At 50.4% G+C, this 20,454-nt stretch carries 21 protein-coding genes; 4 read left to right on the forward strand and 17 right to left on the reverse strand.

Annotated features, from left to right (window positions below; all coding sequences use genetic code 11):
* Positions 1-33 precede the first annotated feature (33 nt).
* Complete coding sequence (ppsA, locus tag IE092_RS01330; RefSeq protein WP_189355204.1) at positions 34-2,442, reverse strand: phosphoenolpyruvate synthase; 2,409 nt, start codon at positions 2,440-2,442, stop codon at positions 34-36.
* A 210-nt stretch (positions 2,443-2,652) separates the two neighbouring features.
* On the opposite strand from ppsA, the gene ppsR reads away from it, so the two are divergent.
* Positions 2,653-3,501 carry a posphoenolpyruvate synthetase regulatory kinase/phosphorylase PpsR gene (gene ppsR, locus IE092_RS01335; RefSeq protein ID WP_189355205.1) on the forward strand — a complete coding sequence of 283 codons (849 nt, stop codon included), beginning with the start codon at positions 2,653-2,655 and terminating at the stop codon, positions 3,499-3,501.
* Between the two features lie 353 nt (positions 3,502-3,854).
* Here ppsR and IE092_RS01340 read toward each other — a convergent pair whose 3' ends face one another.
* From IE092_RS01340 to IE092_RS01410, 15 genes are all read right to left on the reverse strand, one after another.
* Positions 3,855-4,640 carry a TrmH family RNA methyltransferase gene (locus IE092_RS01340; protein ID WP_189355206.1) on the reverse strand — a complete coding sequence of 262 codons (786 nt, stop codon included), beginning with the start codon at positions 4,638-4,640 and terminating at the stop codon, positions 3,855-3,857.
* 1 nt (position 4,641) lies between these two features.
* The gene (rnhB, locus tag IE092_RS01345) at positions 4,642-5,241 is read right to left on the reverse strand and encodes a ribonuclease HII (RefSeq protein WP_189355207.1); all 600 of its coding nucleotides are present in this window, start codon (positions 5,239-5,241) and stop codon (positions 4,642-4,644) included.
* Positions 5,238-5,495 carry a glutaredoxin family protein gene (locus IE092_RS01350; RefSeq protein WP_189355208.1) on the reverse strand — a complete coding sequence of 86 codons (258 nt, stop codon included), beginning with the start codon at positions 5,493-5,495 and terminating at the stop codon, positions 5,238-5,240. The genes rnhB and IE092_RS01350 overlap by 4 nt, the downstream gene beginning before the upstream one ends.
* Before the next feature lie 69 nt (positions 5,496-5,564).
* Positions 5,565-7,025, reverse strand: coding sequence for a DegQ family serine endoprotease (locus tag IE092_RS01355; RefSeq protein WP_189355209.1), 1,461 nt, complete (start codon positions 7,023-7,025; stop codon positions 5,565-5,567).
* A gap of 17 nt (positions 7,026-7,042) precedes the next feature.
* A complete protein-coding gene (locus IE092_RS01360) occupies positions 7,043-8,020 on the reverse strand; it encodes a MucB/RseB C-terminal domain-containing protein (RefSeq protein ID WP_229792970.1) in 978 nt (325 codons plus the stop codon).
* 10 nt (positions 8,021-8,030) lie between these two features.
* Positions 8,031-8,639, reverse strand: coding sequence for a sigma-E factor negative regulatory protein (locus tag IE092_RS01365; protein WP_189355210.1), 609 nt, complete (start codon positions 8,637-8,639; stop codon positions 8,031-8,033).
* A gap of 30 nt (positions 8,640-8,669) precedes the next feature.
* Positions 8,670-9,272: an RNA polymerase sigma factor RpoE gene (gene rpoE / locus IE092_RS01370; protein ID WP_189355211.1), complete on the reverse strand. Its 603-nt coding sequence runs from the start codon at positions 9,270-9,272 to the stop codon at positions 8,670-8,672.
* Between the two features lie 596 nt (positions 9,273-9,868).
* Positions 9,869-11,110 carry a beta-ketoacyl-ACP synthase II gene (gene fabF, locus IE092_RS01375; RefSeq protein ID WP_189355212.1) on the reverse strand — a complete coding sequence of 414 codons (1,242 nt, stop codon included), beginning with the start codon at positions 11,108-11,110 and terminating at the stop codon, positions 9,869-9,871.
* Between the two features lie 32 nt (positions 11,111-11,142).
* On the reverse strand, positions 11,143-11,382 hold the full coding sequence (gene acpP, locus IE092_RS01380) for an acyl carrier protein (RefSeq protein ID WP_189355213.1): 240 nt from the start codon (positions 11,380-11,382) through the stop codon (positions 11,143-11,145).
* Positions 11,383-11,528: 146 nt separating this feature from the next.
* The gene (fabG, locus tag IE092_RS01385) at positions 11,529-12,272 is read right to left on the reverse strand and encodes a 3-oxoacyl-ACP reductase FabG (RefSeq protein ID WP_189355214.1); all 744 of its coding nucleotides are present in this window, start codon (positions 12,270-12,272) and stop codon (positions 11,529-11,531) included.
* A 2-nt stretch (positions 12,273-12,274) separates the two neighbouring features.
* On the reverse strand, positions 12,275-13,207 hold the full coding sequence (gene fabD, locus IE092_RS01390) for an ACP S-malonyltransferase (protein WP_189355215.1): 933 nt from the start codon (positions 13,205-13,207) through the stop codon (positions 12,275-12,277).
* A 30-nt stretch (positions 13,208-13,237) separates the two neighbouring features.
* On the reverse strand, positions 13,238-14,224 hold the full coding sequence (locus IE092_RS01395; RefSeq protein WP_189355216.1) for a beta-ketoacyl-ACP synthase III: 987 nt from the start codon (positions 14,222-14,224) through the stop codon (positions 13,238-13,240).
* The gene (gene plsX, locus IE092_RS01400) at positions 14,221-15,297 is read right to left on the reverse strand and encodes a phosphate acyltransferase PlsX (RefSeq protein WP_189355217.1); all 1,077 of its coding nucleotides are present in this window, start codon (positions 15,295-15,297) and stop codon (positions 14,221-14,223) included. The genes IE092_RS01395 and plsX overlap by 4 nt, the downstream gene beginning before the upstream one ends.
* Positions 15,298-15,537: 240 nt before the next feature.
* Complete coding sequence (gene rpmF / locus IE092_RS01405; RefSeq protein ID WP_189355218.1) at positions 15,538-15,720, reverse strand: 50S ribosomal protein L32; 183 nt, start codon at positions 15,718-15,720, stop codon at positions 15,538-15,540.
* A 125-nt stretch (positions 15,721-15,845) separates the two neighbouring features.
* A complete protein-coding gene (locus IE092_RS01410) occupies positions 15,846-16,370 on the reverse strand; it encodes a YceD family protein (protein ID WP_189355219.1) in 525 nt (174 codons plus the stop codon).
* A 110-nt stretch (positions 16,371-16,480) separates the two neighbouring features.
* Between IE092_RS01410 and IE092_RS01415 the strand changes: the two genes are divergently transcribed.
* The 3 genes from IE092_RS01415 (at position 16,481) to IE092_RS01425 (ending at position 19,145) form a co-directional block, all read left to right on the forward strand.
* Positions 16,481-17,122, forward strand: coding sequence for a Maf-like protein (locus tag IE092_RS01415; RefSeq protein ID WP_189355220.1), 642 nt, complete (start codon positions 16,481-16,483; stop codon positions 17,120-17,122).
* A gap of 13 nt (positions 17,123-17,135) precedes the next feature.
* On the forward strand, positions 17,136-17,891 hold the full coding sequence (locus tag IE092_RS01420) for an SAM-dependent methyltransferase (protein WP_189355221.1): 756 nt from the start codon (positions 17,136-17,138) through the stop codon (positions 17,889-17,891).
* Positions 17,892-17,984: 93 nt separating this feature from the next.
* Positions 17,985-19,145, forward strand: a complete 1,161-nt coding sequence (locus IE092_RS01425; protein ID WP_189355222.1) for an iron-containing alcohol dehydrogenase — start codon at positions 17,985-17,987, stop codon at positions 19,143-19,145.
* Here the strand turns inward: IE092_RS01425 and IE092_RS01430 are convergent, their stop codons facing one another.
* Entirely contained in the window at positions 19,146-20,006 is an 861-nt protein-coding gene (locus tag IE092_RS01430) for a substrate-binding periplasmic protein (RefSeq protein WP_189355223.1), read from the reverse strand.
* Positions 20,007-20,454 lie beyond the last annotated feature (448 nt).

Here is a 20,454-nt window from a genome sequence, read left to right on the forward strand (position 1 = left end):
ACGAGCCTCTTTTCTGTTCAGATTTACAACAAATCACTTCGCTGCCAGTTTTTTCCATGTTTCAACAACGGAATCCGGATTCAGAGAAATCGATTCGATGCCTTCCTGCATCAGCCACTCGGCAAAATCAGGATGATCCGAAGGACCCTGACCGCAAATACCGACGTATTTACCGGCTGCGCGGCAAGCAGCGATCGCTTTCGACAGCAGCGCACGTACCGCCGGATCACGTTCATCAAAATCAGCTGCCAGCAATTCCATACCGGAATCACGGTCCAGACCCAGTGTCAGCTGTGTCAGGTCGTTAGAACCGATAGAGAAACCGTCGAAGTACTCAAGGAATTGTTCCGCCAGAATCGCGTTTGATGGCACTTCGCACATCATGATGACGCGCAAGCCATTTTCGCCACGTTTCAGGCCATTTTTTGCCAGCAGATCAATGACGCGTGCAGCCTGTGGCAAAGTACGCACGAATGGCACCATCAGTTCCACGTTGGTCAGACCCATTTCATCACGGACGCGGCGCATTGCCAGACATTCCATTTCAAATGCGGCACCGAAATCTTGTGCAATGTAGCGCGCTGCGCCACGGAAGCCCAGCATCGGATTTTCTTCATCCGGTTCGTAGCGGGAACCACCAATCAGTTTTTTGTACTCATTGGATTTAAAGTCAGACAAACGCACGATGACTTTTTTCGGCCAGAACGCAGCAGCAATCGTTGCAACGCCCTCTGCCAGTTTGTCGACATAAAACGCTTTCGGCGAAGCATGACCACGCGCCACAGATTCCACCGCTTTTTTGAGCGAAGGATCAATATTCGGGTATTCCAGAATGGCTTTCGGATGGACGCCGATATTGTTATTAATGATGAATTCCAGGCGCGCCAGGCCAACACCTTCGTTTGGTACGGACTGGAAATCGAAAGCCAGTTGCGGGTTACCGACGTTCAGCATGATTTTTACCGGCAGCTCAGGCAGCTCACCGCGGACTTCCTCAGTGATTTCTGTTTCCAGCAAACCGTCGTAAATCTTACCTTCATCGCCTTCGGCACAGGATACGGTGACCAGCGTGCCGTCTTTCAGCATTTCTGTCGCATCGCCACAGCCAACCACTGCCGGCACACCCAGTTCGCGCGCAATAATCGCTGCATGGCAGGTACGGCCGCCACGGTTAGTGACGATCGCGGATGCACGTTTCATGACCGGTTCCCAGTTCGGGTCTGTCATGTCAGCAACCAGAACATCACCTGGCTGTACACGTTCCATCTCAGACGGATCATTGATCACGCGCACCGGACCGGCACCGATTTTCTGACCGATCGCACGGCCTGAAGCCAGCACAGTACCACTGCCTTTCAGACGGAATTTTTGCTGCGCGTCATGGGCTTTTTCCTGAGACTTCACAGTTTCAGGACGTGCCTGCAGGATGTACAGTTTGCCGTCACGGCCATCTTTACCCCATTCGATATCCATCGGACGGCCATAGTGTTTCTCGATGATCACGGCATATTTTGCCAGTTCAACGATTTCACGGTCTTCCAGCGAATAGCGGTTACGCAGTTCGATTGGTACATCCACGGTTTTCACCGAGCGGCCAGCTTTGGCTTCGCCGGTGAATTCCATTTTGATCAGTTTGGAACCGATGTTTTTACGGATTACCGGCAGTTTGCCCAGTTCCAGCATCGGTTTGTGAACGTAGAATTCGTCAGGGTTAACCGCACCCTGCACCACGGTTTCACCCAGACCATAGCTCGAAGTGATGAATACCACATCTTTGAAACCGGATTCCGTATCGATGGTGAACATCACACCGGCAGCGCCAGTATCAGAGCGCACCATACGCTGAATACCGGCGGACAGTGCAACTTCGGAGTGCGTGAAGCCTTTGTGAACGCGGTAAGAAATCGCACGGTCGTTATACAGCGACGCGAATACGTGTTTGATTGCTTCCAGCACGTTATCGATACCGACCACATTCAGGAAAGTTTCCTGCTGGCCTGCAAAGGATGCGTCAGGCAAATCTTCCGCTGTCGCAGAAGAACGCACCGCAAACGACACTTCACTTTCGGAGTCAGCTACCAGACGGTGATAAAAAGATTCGATTTCCGCCAGCAAACGTGGCTGGAACGGTGTTTCAACGATCCACTCACGGATTTCCGCACCGGCTTTCGCCAATTCTTTCACGTCATCGATATCCAGCGATGCCAGACGTTGTTCGATTTTTTTTGCCAGAGAGCTTTCGCCGTCTTTGCTGTATTCGAGAAAATCACGGAAAGCTTGCGCTGTGGTGGCGAAACCACCCGGCACACGGACGCCGGCAGTTGCCAGCTGGCTGATCATTTCACCCAGCGAAGCATTTTTACCGCCAACCGACTCCACATCGGTCATCCTTAATTCTTCAAACGAAGCAACGTACACGGCTTCTTTTACTGCGTCAGACATAACAACCCCATTTTGATGATAAGAAATCTGTCTTAGCGCGATTTACATCATGCACCCGGAATATTTTTATTCTTGTTCGCACGGGGAACGATAAAATGCACTACTGTTGCTCCATTTTACATGCTGTACTGCAAAATTGATCTAGCCTAGAAAATATATTCGAGTAATTGTTTTCACCGAACACTTTCATTCTTTTTGACCTGATTCTGTATGAACTCATCCGCTAACAGCACAATGCCCATCGCCAACCGTACCGTCTTTTTTGTTTCAGACGGTACCGGTATCACTGCGGAAACTTTCGGACATTCGGTCCTGACCCAGTTTGACATGAAATTCAAACAGGTGCGCCTGCCTTTTATCGATACGCTGGATAAGGCGCATGAGGCGGTACGTAAGATCAATGATGCTTTTGATCGCGAAGGTGCACGCCCGATTGTTTTCTCGACTCTGGTGAAGTCTGACCTGGCTAAAGTAATATTTTCCTCCAGAGGTATGCATATGGATCTGATCCAGACCTTTGTATCACCGCTGGAGCAGGAACTGGGTGTCAAATCCACCCACACCATCGGGCGCAGCCATAATGTCGCAGATACAGAAGAGTATAAAAACCGGATTGAAGCGATTAATTTCTCGCTGGCGCATGATGATGGTCAGTCAGATAAAAATCTGTCGACTGCCGATGTGATTCTGGTTGGGGTGTCGCGCAGTGGCAAAACACCAACCAGTCTGTATCTGGCAATGCAATATGGCATCAAAGCCGCCAATTACCCGCTGATTCCGGAAGATTTTGAACGCGGCAAGCTGCCTTCCTGCCTTCCTGCATATAAACATAAATTGTTCGGTCTGAGTATCATGCCTGAGCGTTTATCAGAAATCCGTAACGAACGCCGTCCGGGCAGCAAATATGCATCACTGGAAAACTGCCGCTATGAAGTCAACGAAGCAGAGGCACTGATGCGTAAAGAAGGCATACGCTGGTTATCTTCCACCACCAAATCGATTGAAGAAATTTCGACCACGATACTGCAGGAAATTAAGGCTGACGTTCGTATTTACTAATGCGCTGACACAGGCAAGTGTCGCCTGTACAAAGAACTGAGTAAGAAAAAGCACCGGCTTCCAGACAGGAACCGGTGCTTTTTGTTTTGCCGGAGAGGAAACCTCCCTTGAATGAAGTCGTCAGCCGGATAGGCCGGCTAAATCAGCCGAAACCGCGTTTCAGGAGCCCCAAAATGCCTCAAATGCGGATTCAGGCACAGCGATCCGGCGGTCGTCGGCAGAAAGTCCGGCTCTCACAAAATACCAAATGACGATATTTGCATAGTCTGCTACTCAACACTCAGGAAAATTCCCCGCCTGAGCCAATGGGCCGCTGAACTGCGATACCCGTTCAGCGCAGCCGAGCCGAGCGCTCAGGCCAGCAATTGCCGCCTTTGCTCAAAGAAACAAACGGCTGCGCTGGCGGCGACGTTCATCGATTCAATTTTCGGGGATTGCGGGATAGTGACGGTCAGGTCAGCACGCTGCATCAGCTCCGCAGACACACCGCTGCCTTCGTGACCAAACAGCCATGCAACCGGACGCGCCAGATTGGCTGCATAAATCGTGGTTTCGGTATGAGAACTGGTCGCGCACAAAGGCATCTGCAGCTTATCTGTGATTGCAGACAATTCCAGCCCTTCGTAAATATTCAGTGCAAAATGCGCGCCCATGCCCGCACGCAACACCTTTGGCGACCATGCCGCTACCGTGCCTTGCCCGCAAATCACATGCTGAATTTCCGCCGCTGCCGCACTGCGCAATATTGAGCCAAGATTGCCGGGGTCCTGTACGCCATCCAGCAAGACCACAGTCTCGTGCAGGCGGTCAGGCATAGGGCAAACCGGTGTATCGATCAGTAAGGCAACCGGCACGCCGTTTTCCACCTGACTCAGGGCGGCATACAAGGCATCCGGCAGGCAAATCACTTCGGTGCCGCGGTCTTCGGCGCGGGCAACCAGCGGCACCACTTCGGACATCCGCATACCGGTTTCCGACACAATCATGGTGGCCTTTGCAGCGATATGATCAAAATATGCATCACACAAATGGACGCCGTCGAGTATCGTTTTTCCGGCTTTTTTGCGGGCTTGCGCGCTGGATGCAAGCTGACGCATTTCCTTATAACGCGGGTTATCGCGCGAACTGATGATCTTCATATCAACCTAATAATTTTTTAACTGGCCCGAAAGATTTACGATGCACCGGCGTTACGCCATGCTGTGCCAGACGTGCCAGATGCAGTGCAGTTGGATAGCCTTTGTGCTGATCAAATGCATAATCCGGATATTGCTGATGCAACACCATCAGTTGTGCGTCCCGGGCGGTTTTTGCCAGAATCGACGCGGCTGAGATTTCTGCGACTTTATCGTCGCCTTTTACAATCGCCTCAGATCGTACCTTCATCACAGGACAGCGATTACCATCGATCAGCGCCAGTTCCGGAACGATTGCCAATCCTTCGACCGCTCTGCGCATGGCCAGCATCGTCGCCTGCAGAATATTCAGTTCATCAATTTCCTCAACACTGGCCTCAGCAATATGCCAGGCCAGTGCTTTTTCTTTGATTTCTTCGGCCAGTGCATCACGCTGCGCTTCGCTTAGCTTTTTGGAGTCCCGTAAACCGTTGATTGGCTTTTCAGGGTTCAGAATGACTGCCGCAGCAACTACGGAACCGGCCAGCGGACCACGCCCTGCCTCATCCACGCCACAGCGCAGAATATCTTCCTCGATGGCGAATAAATCCATGGTTTCCGTCATGATTGTTCCTGTACAAATGCAGTGACTGCCTTCGCGTCCAGATGATAGTGGCATAATTGCTGCCAGCCATTGCTAACCGAATAGCCTGTCAGCACCGGAACCAGTTCATCATATTTCTCAACAAGTGCCGGATCTGCATCGACATCCGTGATCTCCAGATCGTATGGCAGGTCACCGAGCAAGGCTTTCAGTGCGAGGGCCATATCCTCACATAAATGACAGTAACTGCGGGAGTACAGGGTAAATTTCAGCATAAGCAGTTTTATCCGGATAAAAAAAGAGCCAGCCCGCACGGGCTGGCTCCCAACAGAGTGATTTTATGCTTATTGCTGCGGTTTAAGCAATACGAACTGAGAAACACGGTCGCGACGCACCAGCACAACGGCTGCTTTCTTCGGATCCAGTTTTGCCACAATCGCAGCAAACTGTTTAGCGTCTTTCACTTCCAGCTGATTCAGCGACAGAATATAGTCGCCCGGCATAATGCCAGCCGCAGCTGCAGCGCCGTCAACCGCTTCCACCACTACACCACCGGACTGCAAATCACGTTTTTGCGCTTCGCTCAGATCAGTTACCGTTAAGCCCAGCGAATTAGCAATTTCTTTCTTGGACTTTTTATCGGCTTTTTGCGCAGTTTTGTCGGTTTCTGCCTCACCGATCACCAGCGCGACTTCACGTTGTGCACCATTACGCCAGACGGAAATATTCGCTTTTGTATCAGGCTTCAGGGCACCAACTGCGCGTGTCAGATCGACTGGCTTCTCGATAACTTGTCCGTTGAATTTCAGGACTACGTCACCGTCACGCAAGCCTGCTTTCTCTGCCGGAGAGCCCGGTTCGACTTGCGCAATCACCACGCCCTGCACTTTCGGCAAACCGATTTGTTCGGCGATGTCTTTTGACAGCTCAGCAATCCGAACACCCAGACGGCCACGTGATACCTTGCCACCAGCTTTGATTTGTTCGGAGACGCGGATTGCCTCATCAATCGGAATCGCAAACGAAATGCCCATATAGCCGCCGGAACGGCTGTAAATCTGTGAATTAATACCAATGACTTCGCCCCGCATATTAATCAGCGGACCACCGGAATTACCGGGGTTGACGGCAACGTCCGTCTGGATCAGAGGAACAAAATCACCGGTGTCACGGGCTTTTGCTGAGACGATACCCGCCGTTACCGTATTCTCAAGATCGAATGGTGAACCGATAGCAATCACCCATTCACCGGCACGCACTTTCGAAGAATCGCCGACATTTACTTTCGGCAGATTTTTTGCCTCAATCTTCAGGACCGCGACATCAGTCTTCGCGTCACGACCAACTACTTTCGCCTTGAATTCGCGCTTATCTGTCAGCTTCACATACACTTCGGAAGCGCCTTCGATAACGTGTGCATTGGTCAGCACGTAACCATCAGCAGAAACAATGAAGCCGGAACCGACTCCGCGCGGAATTTCTTCCTCGTGTTGTGGGGTTGAACGTTTTTTCGGTGCTGCCTTCGGAACCGGCATACCCCAGAAACGACGGAAAAATTCCAGTGCCGGATCTTCTTCAGCAAAGCCATTTCCTGCCTGAATTTTTTCCGTTGTACGGATATTCACGACAGCAGGTCCGACTTTATCCACCAGTTCGGTGAAATCCGGCAGTCCGGCGACTGCAGCGCTGGCTGCATGGGTTTGCGGCATCAGATGACTGGCTAACGGAAAGGCGCCAGCCAGTCCACTCAGCACGGCAAATGCGACAATTGTTTTTTTCAAAGGAAAAAGTTTATTTTCTTTCATAGACTCGTTCTCGATGATTACTTAACTGGCCGGAATTCCAGTGAGCTGACCACCTGACGTACCACGGAGGCAGGCACCTCACCGACTACTGTTATCCATGCATCGCCGACCCTGCGTGCAGTGATATTCATTGCTCCCTGCTGGATACTGCCTTCTGTACGCCCTTCGGAATCCGGCTCAACGAAGACAGAAAACGCACCCAGACCGTCAGAGAAGGTCATTTGTATGACCGGATGGGTTTTTCCGCCCGTACCACCGGCAATCAGACGTTTAATTTCTTTCGTCTTTTTATATCCGGCTGGCAATTGCTTCACGATCCATCCCGAACTTATATTGGATTGCACCGTCAGATTTTCAATACGCCAGTTTGCAGCGCCGCTAAAGCCGGGTTTCAGTTTTGAACGGTCGATATCTCCGACCTGCAATTGGGTAAACGCAATCTGTTCAATCACTTCATTCCGTGTATTAACGGTTTGCGCACGCAACAGCAGGTTGCTGTTTTTATCCGCGCACAACTTATAGCCGTAACGGAAGCCATCTTTCGGATCCAGTAAATATGTCTGGCAATCAAGACCCGCTACCCGGGCGGACTCGCCTTTGCGTATATGGTAAATCTCGGACAGTGCTTGTGCGTTCTGTGTCAGAAGCGCGGGAAATGATTCCGGATTAACATCTTTCTCGACCTGAACGAGTTTTTGTTCCGGCAAATAGCATGAGACTTCGTCATTACGGCGAATGTATTCTCTCGGCTTCCCGTCGAGGATCTCCAGCTTTTCGATCTCATTACCGCCGTCATTGACATGCGTAATCCGCGATGTTCGTATCTGGTTCGCCTGCTGATACACAAAGGTGCCCGAATAGCTGAGCTTTTGCGCAGCAAGCTGGATGCTTTTCAGCACTTTCTGAGGATCATTTTTTTCCCCGGAACCCGCCGCAAATGCAAAAGCACTTCCGGCCAGCAACAACATTCCGAGGTAAATTTTTTTATACAACATCTTTACGTGTTCACTTTTCCTGAGCAGGCTGAGTAACTACCGCTGCCTTGCTGATTGTCGGAGAAAACCGCTGGTGTGCAACCAGATAGCTGTCGATTCGCGGGTCTCGCAGCATATCAAGCTGATTCGGCTTAACGACCGCCACCTCATCACTGGCAGATGCTTGTGCAGAACGCACTTCAGGTTTAGCTGATGCCAGCTGGAATCCACTTTTCGCGGCAGCCATTTCAGCCGGCTGAGCAGGCGCTCTGCCGGTTCCGGCAATTTGCGGCATCAGTACAAATGCCATCAGACCGGCAGCAATTGCACCGGCAAAACCCCACTTGTATGGTGCATATTTTCTTTCCTGTGAGCCCTGAGGATTGTTTGCAGGCAGCGGAGCCGAAAGGATGACAGGCTCAGACGCAAATCGCTCAGCAAATTTCTCGTTAAAAGACGAGCTCATTGGCATATTCAGATCATCAGAACGCAACGCATCACCAATCTGATGATAAAGATCCCATTCATCTTTCAGGCCGGACTGTTCAAGCTGGCGAATCAATGCGTCCAGTTCTGCATGATCAGCTTCGCCATCCATGAGGGACGACACAGCTTCTTTTTCGCGATCAATATGGTTCATAGTTTTCCTGCACTTCTTTCTTAACAACGCTTACCAGCGCTGATCAATATTGGTTCCAAGCAAGGGCCGCAGCTTTTCTGCAATCGCTTCACGGGCTCTGAAAATACGGCTGCGAACAGTTCCGATCGGGCAAAGCATGACTTCTGCAATTTCGTCGTAACTCAAACCTTCAATTTCACGCAAGGTGATGGCGTTTCTTAACTCTTCCGGCAGCGCATGCATCGCAGCATTCACCGTCTGAGCAATTTGCTTACTAAGCAACAGCGATTCAGGCGTATTAATGTCTTTCAACCCATCCGCATCGACAAAACCTTCCGCCTCCTCTACATCTGCTTCAGTAGAAGTCGGCGCCTTTCTGCCCTGCGTGACAAGATGGTTCTTTGCCGTATTGATGCCAATTCGGTACAGCCAGGTATAAAACGCTGACTCACCTCGAAAATTTGGCAACGCCCGGTACGCCTTAATAAATGCCTCCTGCACAACATCTTCAGCCTCAGCCTGATCGTAGACGAGCCGCGACACGAGCCGCATCAGTTTCCGCTGATATTTGGAAACCAGAAGCTCGAAGGCTTTTTTATCACCACGCTGGACGCGTTCAACCAGTATCTGGTCTATCTCGCGTTCTGTTGTCACTCAATTATCCTTATTATTTTCCGGCTCAACTCCGGCAAGCGTTTCTATGCTCACGTTATATAGAACAACAGTAATCCCGGTAAGTTCCCGGATAAAACGTAAAATTTCGTTTCAATATTGATTTTCATTATGTAAACGGCGCACGGCAATCTGAAATTTACGCCAGTCCTCCTGACACATCATATCAATTGCTACCCAATACGTACGATAACCGATCTCAGATGTGTGCCTACCAAGGGATACCATCCAGGGCAAAGCGACATCAGCATGCATACATGGCAGCTCCTTCACATCGTTGCCAGTTCCCATCAAAAGCGTGATACAGCCGTCCGGTTTTAAGAAAATCGTTTTAACGCATTCAAATTTTGCACGCCAATAATGCAACCCGAAAGTCAGCGCAATGATTGCTGTGGGCAGGACCAGAAATCTAGACTAGAACGAAACAAATATTGAAATGCCGCATGCGCACAACAAGATCTGCATAGCGCCAACAAGAGACAACAGACTGGAATTTTTCACAACAATCAAAATCAATTTCCCATAAAAAAAGCGCCTTATTCAAACGAATAAGGCGCTCCGATTGCAATTGACTGAAATCAGACTTTTCCGAATATCAACGTACCGTTAGTACCGCCGAAACCAAAAGAGTTTTTCATTGCATAATCAATTTTCATCTCACGTGCAACATTCGGAACATAGTCCAGATCGCACTCAGGATCAGGAGTGTGCAGATTAATGGTTGGCGGTGCAATCTGATGATGCACAGCCAGTACTGTGAACACAGATTCCAGTCCACCTGCACCACCGAGCAAGTGACCAGTCATCGACTTCGTCGAACTGATCGCCAGCTTTGCTGCATGATCACCAAACGCTGCTTTAATCGCTTCCGTTTCGTTTTTATCACCCAGCGGAGTGGAAGTACCATGTGCATTCAGGTACTGAATATCTGAAGCGCTCAGACCTGCATCCTTCAATGCATTGACCATACTGCGGCGAGGTCCATCCATACTTGGTGAAGTGATATGGTACGCATCACCGCTCATACCAAATCCCAGCACTTCCGCATAAATTTTGGCACCACGTGCTTTTGCGTGCTCATATTCTTCCAGCACCATCACACCTGCACCCTCACCCAGAACAAATCCATCCCGGTCTTTATCCCACGGACGGGATGCTGTTGCAGGATCATCATTGCGTGAAGATAATGCACGCGCTGCGGCGAAACCACCAACACCCAGTGGTGAAATGGTCGATTCAGCACCGCCCGCCACAACGACATCCGCATCACCATATTCAATCATACGTGCAGCAGAACCAATGCAGTGCAAACCTGTTGTACATGCTGTCACCAGCGACAGGTTTGGCCCCTTGAGACCGTATCTGATCGACAAATGCCCGGAAATCATATTGATGATCGAAGCAGGCACGAAGAAAGGGCTGATGCGGCGCGGGCCGCGTTCAGTCAGCACTTCTTTTGTCTCTTCAATCATCGGCAAGCCCCCGATACCGGACCCTACGATGACGCCGATACGATCGGCATTTTCTTCGGTGACAACCAGACCTGAATCCTGAAACGCCTGCACGCCCGCTGCGATACCAAAATGAATAAAGGTATCCATCGAACGTGCTTCTTTCGCAGGAATGTACTCTTCAACGTTGAAGCCCTTCACCTCTCCGGCAAAATGCGTGGAAAATGGTGTGGCATCAAATTTAGTGATCGTAGCGATACCGGACTGACCCGCTTTAGCGGCATCCCATGCACTGGCAATCGAGTTACCAATCGGGGAAATACAACCCAGGCCGGTGACGACAACACGACGTTTATGCGTACGACTCAAGCGCTTCTCCTGAATGTTGATAATCGTGCTGATTACGCGCCAACGTGTTTTGTTGCGTAGTCGATAGCTTGTTGCACGGTAGTGATTTTTTCAGCTTCTTCGTCAGGAATTTCCATTTCGAATTCGTCTTCCAGCGCCATTACCAGTTCAACTGTGTCCAGAGAGTCTGCACCCAGATCGTCAACGAAAGAGGATTCAGTTTTGATGTCAGCTTCTGCGACGCCCAGTTGTTCTGCGACGATTTTCTTAACGCGTTGTTCGATATCGGACATGTGTATCTCCAGTGAAAAAATCAAAAATAAGGGGCCTGTTTAAGGTGCGCGCATTTTATCAGGTTTATACGCCAAAAAAGCAAGTCCCGGGTTAATTAGCGACATTTGCCGTTATTTTCGGCAAAATCACCACTAAAATCCATCTATTAAGCCAGATACATACCGCCGTTTACATGCAGTGTCGTACCTGTAATATAACCAGCGTCACGCGAAGCCAGGAAAACCGTTGCAGCAGCAACATCTTCCGGACGACCAAGCTTCGCCATCGGAATTTGCGACAGGATCGCGGCCTTCTGATCATCCGTCAGCGCCTGCGTCATATCAGTATCGATAAAACCCGGCGCAATACAATTTACGGTGATATTACGGCTGCCGATTTCACGCGCAAGCGCGCGACTCATACCAGCAACGCCCGCTTTTGCAGCTGCGTAGTTCATTTGCCCCGGGTTGCCGGAAGAACCAACCACAGAAGTGATATTAATAATGCGGCCATGTTTGGCTTTCATCATTCCGCGCAGCACAGCACGCGACAATCGCGCAACAGCTGATAGATTTGTGGAAATAACGTTATCCCACTCTTCTTCTTTCATACGCATTGCCAGCTGATCCTGTGTGATCCCCGCATTATTGACGAGTACTGACAATGCGCCATATTCCTTCTGAATTTCATCGACCAGCGAGGATGTGCGCTCTATATCGTTGACATTGAACACAACGCCCTTACCATTCACACCAGCTTCAGCAAAATATGCTGTGATCGCTGCTGCACCAGCCTCTGAGGTTGCTGTTCCTACGACTTTCGCACCAGACTTTGCCAGCGCAAGCGCAATCGCTTTACCAATACCGCGTGATGCACCGGTAACCAGTGCTACTTCATTATCCAAAGTCATGTTCATTTCAGTGTTTCCAGTACTTTTTCAAGGGTTGCCTGATCATAAATCGCATCACCGATCAAATCAGCGTGAATACGCTTAGTCAGACCCGCAAGTACTTTACCGGGACCGCATTCGATAATATGCGTGATACCGCTCTGCCGCATAGACTGCACACTTTCAACCCAGCGAACAGGACTTGCAGCCTGACGAACCAGCGCATCTTTAATGGACTGAGGGTCTGTCACGATTGCTACGTCCACATTGTTGATAACAGGTATAGACGGCGCGGAAAAACTTACATCCGCAAGATATTCGCGCAAACGATCCGAGGCAGGCTTCAGTAAAGACGAATGAAATGGCGCAGAAACCGGTAGAGGAAGCGCGCGTTTTGCGCCCTTTGCTTTCGCAATTTCGCAAGCCCGCTCAACGGCGGCTTTTGTGCCGGCGATGACTACCTGTGCAGGCGCATTAAAATTGACAGCCTCAACAACCTCTCCCTGAGAAGCTTCCTGGCATGCTGCACGCACATCATCGTCTGACAATCCGAGAATAGCAGCCATACCACCCTGCCCTACCGGGACAGCTTCCTGCATAACTTTTGCGCGAAAACGCACCAGCGGAACAGCATCCTTAAATGCGATAACACCTGCAGCAACGAGTGCGGAATACTCACCCAGACTATGTCCGGCTACCAATCGCGGTAATTTACCGCTAGCTGCAATCCATGCACGATAAGCCGCCACTGCGGCGGTCAGCATAACCGGTTGCGTATTGGTTGTGAGATCCAGTTCTTCTTTCGGACCTTCAGCGATCAGTTTTGCGAGATCCATCCCAATTGCTTCAGAAGCCTCTGCAACGGTCTGCGCCACAACGGGATTTTCACCAAATCCGTTCAGCATTCCAATCGCCTGCGACCCCTGTCCGGGAAAGACGAATGCAAATTGCGTCATAGTAATTTTCTTCCTCGTGTAAAAATATCGTCAGATCTGAACGATCGCGGCACCCCAGGTAAATCCGCCTCCCACACCTTCCAGCAGTACTTTGTGTCCTGACTGAATTCGTCCATCACGCACAGCAAGATCAAGTGCTAACGGAATAGAAGCGGCAGATGTATTGCCATGCTGGTCGACAGTTACGATCAGCTTCTCCAGAGGGAGCTGCATTTTCTTCGCTGTACCGTGCATGATGCGGATGTTAGCCTGATGCGGAACAAGCCAGTCGATATCGGCAGCTTTCAAGCCAGACATTTCAAGCACTTCGTTCGCAACTTTATCAAGTGCAGTAACAGCGAGCTTAAATACGGCCTGACCATCCATATGCAGATAAGCACTGCCATCGACAACACCCTGACCGACCCGTCCTGGGACACATAAAATATCGGTGTAATTGCCATCAGCGTGCAATTTGGTTGCCAGCACACCCGGCGTTTCCGAGCGCGACAATACAACCGCGCCGGCACCATCACCAAACAGAACGCACGTTGTGCGGTCTTCAAAATTGAGGATACGGGAAAAAACTTCAGCACCGATAATCAGCGCATTTTTATGCGCACCGGTTTTGATCAGGCTGTCAGCCAGCGTCAGTGCATAAACAAAGCCTGTGCATACCGCCTGCACATCCATTGCTGCCGCACCGTTCTGTATACCCAGCTTTCGCTGAACAACACATGCAGTTGAAGGGAATCCGCCGATAAAATCCGGCGTCGATGTCGCCAGAATAATCAGATCAATGTCGCTTGACTGCATTTTTGCAGCCTCGAGCGCGTTCTGTGCGGCGATCACAGCCATATCACTGGCCAGCGCACCCTTCTCTGCATAATGCCGTGCTTCGATGCCGCTGCGGCTGACTATCCAGTCATGTGAAGTTTCAATTCCCTTTGCAGCGAGCTCTTCGGCGAGCTCGTGATTTGTCACCCTGCGGGGCGGCAAATAGCTTCCCGTTCCAACAATTTTGCTGAAAAATGTCATGCGGTCTTTTGGTTAAGTGGTTCTTGATCTGCAGGCAAAGGCTGATCCTGCGCAGGCATCAGTTTTGCCATCGAACTCGAAATCCGGCTCAGCACGTCATTTTTTGCCGCATCAAACGCACGCTGAATCGCCCATTCGTAACTGTATTTATCAGCACTGCCATGGCTTTTAAAGACCAGGCCACGCAATCCAAGCAGACTGCCGCCGTTATAATTAGATGGGTTCATCGTACGGGAAATGGACTTCAGTGCACCACGGGCAATCACAGCACCGAGCATATTCAGAATACTGCTCTTAAATGAACTGGTCAGCGTGGTTTTCACAAATCTGCCTAAACCTTCAACAGCCTTCAGTGTGACATTTCCGACAAAGCCGTCGCAGACAACAATGTCTGTCGTGCCTTTGAAAATGTCATTACCTTCAACATTGCCGTAGAAATTCAGCAATCCGCGTTCATGGTCAGCACGCAGTAACAACGCTGTCTTCTTAACAACATCATTGCCTTTGATATCTTCTTCACCAACGTTGAGCAAGCCAACGCTCGGACGCTCCTTGCCTTCCAGAGCGGATACCAGTGCGGAACCCATAATCGCAAACTGATGCAAATGTTGCGGTTCGCAATCGACGTTTGCGCCGAGATCGAGCATATAAGTCGGACGGTTAGTCTGATTCGGCAGCATACTGCAAATCGCCGGACGGTCTACGCCTTGCATCGTCTTTAAGACGTATCGCGAAACTGCCATCAGTGCTCCGGTGTTGCCGGCTGACACACATGCATGCGCCAGACCATCTTTCACCTGAGTAACCGCCACACGCATTGATGAATCTTTTTTGCGACGTAATGCCACTTCCACCGGATCATCCATCGCCACCACTTCGGAGGCATGAACGATTTTCAGACGCGGATGTTGCTGTGCATTCAGCTTTTTCAGCTCCATCTGAATATCCGATTCCAGTCCAACCAGCAGGAATTCGACGTCAGGCTCACGGTTTGCAAAAGCGACTGCTGCTGCAACTGTTACCGCTGGCCCATGGTCTCCCCCCATGCAGTCAATGGAAATTTTTATTGTCATGTAGTGTTACAGAACTTCAATGCGAAACAGCTAGTGTATCAAATTAGAGGACTATTTCAGTTATTTTGATTACCTCAAAGATAACAAAAACATAGTTTTTTTCAAAAACCGCCCGCCCTGATGCACCAAACTGGGTTAAAAAATGCGAATCCATCCCCGAATTCGCGCCATAAAAACCAAATAAAAAAGCGGCGTCAAGTGCGAGACTTGAACCGCCGCTTTTTCAGATCCAAAAATCAATTATTCGTCGTTTTTGGTTTTCAATACTTTACGACCACGGTAGAAGCCGTTAGGGCTGATGTGGTGACGCAGGTGAGTTTCACCGGTTGTTGGTTCGATTGCCAACTGTGGTGCAGTCAGAAAATCGTGAGAACGGTGCATACCACGTTTGGATGGGGATTTTTTATTTTGCTGAACTGCCATGATAACTCCTAATACTTCAAAAAAGGTTTCTAAAAATTTACACACCTGGTTGAAGAGCAGACACGTCGCCAACCAAGAATACTTAAACAATACTTCAACCTAAGTGCTTTTTCAGAATAATGCCACTAGGTACGCCCATTCCAGTTTTTCAATACAGCAAACGGCGATTCTTTTTTGCTGCCGTCAGCAGGAGTAGTCTCCGCCTTCGGAACTGAATTACCGGAAGTGTCCGGGCATACTGCATGTCTGGGCGATTGGGGTATTGCCAGCAACGCTTCATCTTCAATCAGATCCCTGACATTCAATGATTTGCTGCCCACTACAACATCGACCTCGTCGTCTTCGAGCAATGCTTCAATTTCATCCGCATCCTCTTCAGACTTCGCGAGGACCAATACAGATTCTGAATCTATTTCGTATGCAAACGGTGTCAGACAACGCTGACACACCAGATTCACTGCACCGCTTACGGTGAGCGTCAGTTCGGGATGTCCGTACTGATTCTGGCCACCTGTCAGCGACCATTCCAGTACACCCTCAGAATTGGCACAGTCTTCTGACAAACGCAGTAACTCTGCGACTTGCAGACTTCCGCTTGACTGTTCATTGTTACGGCAGAAAGCGAAAGCATCAATCACAAAATCTTGCATAGGATTATTTGAACCCAGAAAACCTGCGATAATAACAGCATTCAGCCTACCTAGTCAAAGGCTTCGCTGACTTTTTTACCAGAGCGCGGCAAAGCCCGTATTGTACCAATATGCTTTCTTCAGATACACCTTTTTCTTCTTCTGCCAGACTGATTCTGGCCTCCGGATCGGTTTACCGGCAAGAATTATTGCAGCGATTGCAAATTCCTTTTTCTTGCGTCAGCCCGAATATCGACGAAACACCGCTACCCGGAGAATTACCTCAGGAAACCGCCCTGCGTCTCGCACAGCAAAAAGCACAGCATGTCGCTCGTCAGCACGCGGGAAGCATTGTGATTGGCTCGGATCAGGTGGCAGCGCTGGATCAATTGCAGATCGGCAAGCCGGGAAATCATCAGCGCGCGCTGGAACAACTAATGCTGATGCGCGGACGCGAAGTGATTTTCCACACGGCGTTGTGCGTTACCGACAGCAGGGAGCACGCTGAGCACCCGGTGCAACTGGTGAATGTGCAAACACGCGTCACAATGCGCAACTTACCGGAACATGAACTGGACGCCTATTTACGCATAGAACAACCTTACGATTGCGCAGGATCAGCAAAAAATGAAGGCCTCGGTATCGCGCTGCTGGAATCAGTTGTCAGTGACGACCCCACGGCACTGACTGGCCTGCCGATGATTGCACTGACAGGCATGCTGCGCCGCTGCGGCGTGCCTTTCTTTTCCACAGCACAACCCCTCTCCCGATAAAAACATCCCGGTTATGAAGCAAACAGGAACACTTTTTTTACTCCCGAACACGCTGGGAAACAACAACGACACTGCAGATATTCTGCAACACATTATTCCTGATGCGGTACAGCACCGCACCACTGGTCTGCGCTATCTCATCGCTGAAAATGCAAAAACTGCACGCGCACATCTGAAGCTGGTTGCCAACCGTCATCCGCTGCAAACCACACTGCAGGAAATCCGGATCAGCGAGCTGAATATCAATACACCGGCAAATGCGCTGGATGCCTTACTGGAACCATTGCTGAATGGCGAAGATGCAGGCCTGATATCCGAAGCAGGTGTTCCTGCAGTGGCTGATCCGGGTGCTGCGCTGGTTCGGCTTGCACATCAGCGCGGCATCAAGGTGCGTCCGCTGGTCGGGCCGTCCTCGCTACTGCTGGCAGTAATGGGGAGCGGTCTGAACGGACAAAGCTTTGCTTTTCACGGTTATTTGCCAACGGATGCGGCGCAGCGGGCAAAACGCATCAAAGAACTTGAGGAGCGCTCCCGCAAGGAGAAACAAACGCAGCTGTTTATCGAAACACCTTATCGTAATGCTGCTTTTCTGGAGGCCTTGTTGCAGCATTGCCACCCGTCTACCTCGGCCTGTATTGCTACTGATCTGACACTCGATAGCGAAAGCCTGCAGACGCGCACCGTCGCAGAATGGAAAAAGCACATCAGCCAGTGCGGTCAGCCTGATTTCCATAAGAAACCGACTGTTTTTCTGTTTCTTGCAGTGTAAAAATCCTGAGCAACCCCGCCAGAAAAGCCGGTCACCGACCGGCTTTTCTTTTTTCCGCTACCATTAGCAGCTTTCTTGCACAGCGGAGTCATTATGCTGAATTTCGATTTCTACAATCCAACCCACATCGCTTTCGGCGAAGGCAAAATTGCTGATCTGAATACTTTGGTACCGGAAAAAGCACGGGTTCTGATGCTGTACGGCGGCGGCAGTATTCACAAAAACGGTGTTTACGATGAAGTCAAACACGCACTGGGAAGCCGCTTAATTGCCGAGTTTTCCGGCATCGAGCCAAACCCGACCTATGAAACCCTGATGAAGGCGGTTGCCGACGTTAAGACACATCAGATTGATTTTCTGCTCGCTGTTGGCGGTGGCTCTGTCATCGATGGAACGAAATTCGTCGCAGCTGCCGCTGTCTTTGAGGGCGAAGATCCGTGGGAAATTCTGGAAAAACGCGGCAATAACGTCAGCAGCGCCCTGCCATTCGGCAGCGTGCTGACACTGCCTGCCACCGGCTCAGAAATGAATTCCGGCGCTGTGATTACACGCACTTCCATTCACGCCAAACTCGCTTTCGGCAGCCGCCACTGCTTCCCGCAATTCTCGGTGCTTGATCCGGTAAAAACCTACACGCTGCCAGTTCGCCAGGTCGGCAACGGCGTTGTGGATGCTTTCGTGCATGTGATGGAACAGTATCTGACCTACCCCGTGAATTCCCCGGTGCAGGATCGCTTTGCCGAAGGTTTGCTGCTGACGCTGATCGAAGAAGGCCCGAAAGCCCTGGAAACGCCTGAGAACTACGAAGTACGCGCCAATCTGATGTGGGCTGCAACGATGGCGCTGAATGGCGTTATTTCTACCGGTGTGCCGCAAGACTGGGCAACCCATATGATTGGCCACGAACTCACTGCCCTGCACGGACTTGATCACGCGCAGACGCTGGCAATTGTTTTACCTGCGATGCTGCGGGTACGCAAAGATGCGAAACGCGAAAAATTACTGCAGTTTGCAGCCCGTGTATGGCAAATTCAGGAAGGTGATGAAGATGCCCGCATCGAAGCCGCGATCAGTCGTATGCAGGCATTCTTTGAACAAATGGGTGTCAAAACCCGGCTGCGGGATTATGGCCTGAGCGCAGAGCAAATTCCTGCCATCATGACTTCCCTTGAAGCCCACCGCATGACCAAACTCGGTGAACACCGCGATGTCACGCCAGACGTCAGCCGTCAGGTGCTGGAGCTGGCTGTGTAATCAACGCACTGTGACTTTTGTAACCGGATATGGCCCCATTTTCACCAGGCGGGCAAATTCCGGTTGCAGGTGACGATGCAGGATCTGATCCAGCGTACCATCATCTTTGATGGCCTGCAGCGCCTGCCGCAAACGCTCGATATCTTTAGTCGCCATACGCTGGCGCGACAACACCAGCGAGCCGGTAACATCATCCGTCATCGACCAGTCTGCTATCTGACCCGGTGACAGGCTTTTGCTGCCGGTGATTATCGGGGCAAGACTAGTTGGCAAACCAAGTATTGCGCTGACCCGTTTCGCCTGAAAAATCCGAACCAGTGTCGGATAATCGGACGCTTCTACGATACGCCCCTGCTTTCGCAAGGTTTCAACCACTTCATCGTAATATTTTCCGTGGCGGAAGCTTTTGACGACGCCCAGCATCAGGGTACTGTCCCTTAAGAAGGCTTCCTGCGTTGCGATCAGTGCCGCCACTTCCGGTTGCATCAGTACATAATTGCGGGTGGTAATGTAAGGCAAAAAGACGGCGAATTTTTCCCGTTCCGGCGTTGCAATACCGGAAACCGTCATATCCAACGTGGCAGCTTCCATACGACTCCAGATTCTGACCCGGGAATCAACACTGGTTTGTAATTTGCAACCACTACGCTTCACCAGTTCATCAATCAAATCTTTATCGATACCCGCCCCGCCGTTTTCCGCCTGGTAATACAAGGTACCAAATTCGTAAAACGCAAGCTGGTAGGGACCACAAGCTGCCGCCTGCGTCCCCCATTGCATAACTCCGAAACAAATCGTCAGCTGAAAAACAACTGATAAGCGTGTTTTGCGCAGCTGCGTCGATACGATATTTTCACCCATTAATACATCGCCCCACTTATGCCTTTATCGATTTCACAATGAACTACGCAATATCGACCCCCATCGTTAGCATGTTCAGTCTTACCAGGAACATCGCGAATTTCCAATAATTTATCAGTAAACATAGGCACTTTTCACTATTTTTCACATTGAGTACTGCACACTGCGCAAAAAAATGCCCAACATCATCGACTGAACAACTACATCATTTTGCGTGACCGCAGACAAATCCCGTACCAACGCCAGCAGAGCGGGGGCACAGATTTCTTCCTACCTGATTACGGTTACTGCAAAAACTCTTGTGGCAAAACCGGTGACCAAGGCAGGAAAAATACAGATTTCAGCCTAGCAGTCCGGCGGTAACCGGCGAATACGCTGACTTTGCGAAATGCATGAATGCGGATAACTGTACAATCCATGCCCCTTGCAGACATATGGCGTTCGAGAG

This window comes from Cognatundibacterium squillarum, from assembly GCF_014652435.1.
GTDB classification, from domain to species: Bacteria; Pseudomonadota; Gammaproteobacteria; order Burkholderiales; family Burkholderiaceae_D; genus Undibacterium; species Undibacterium squillarum.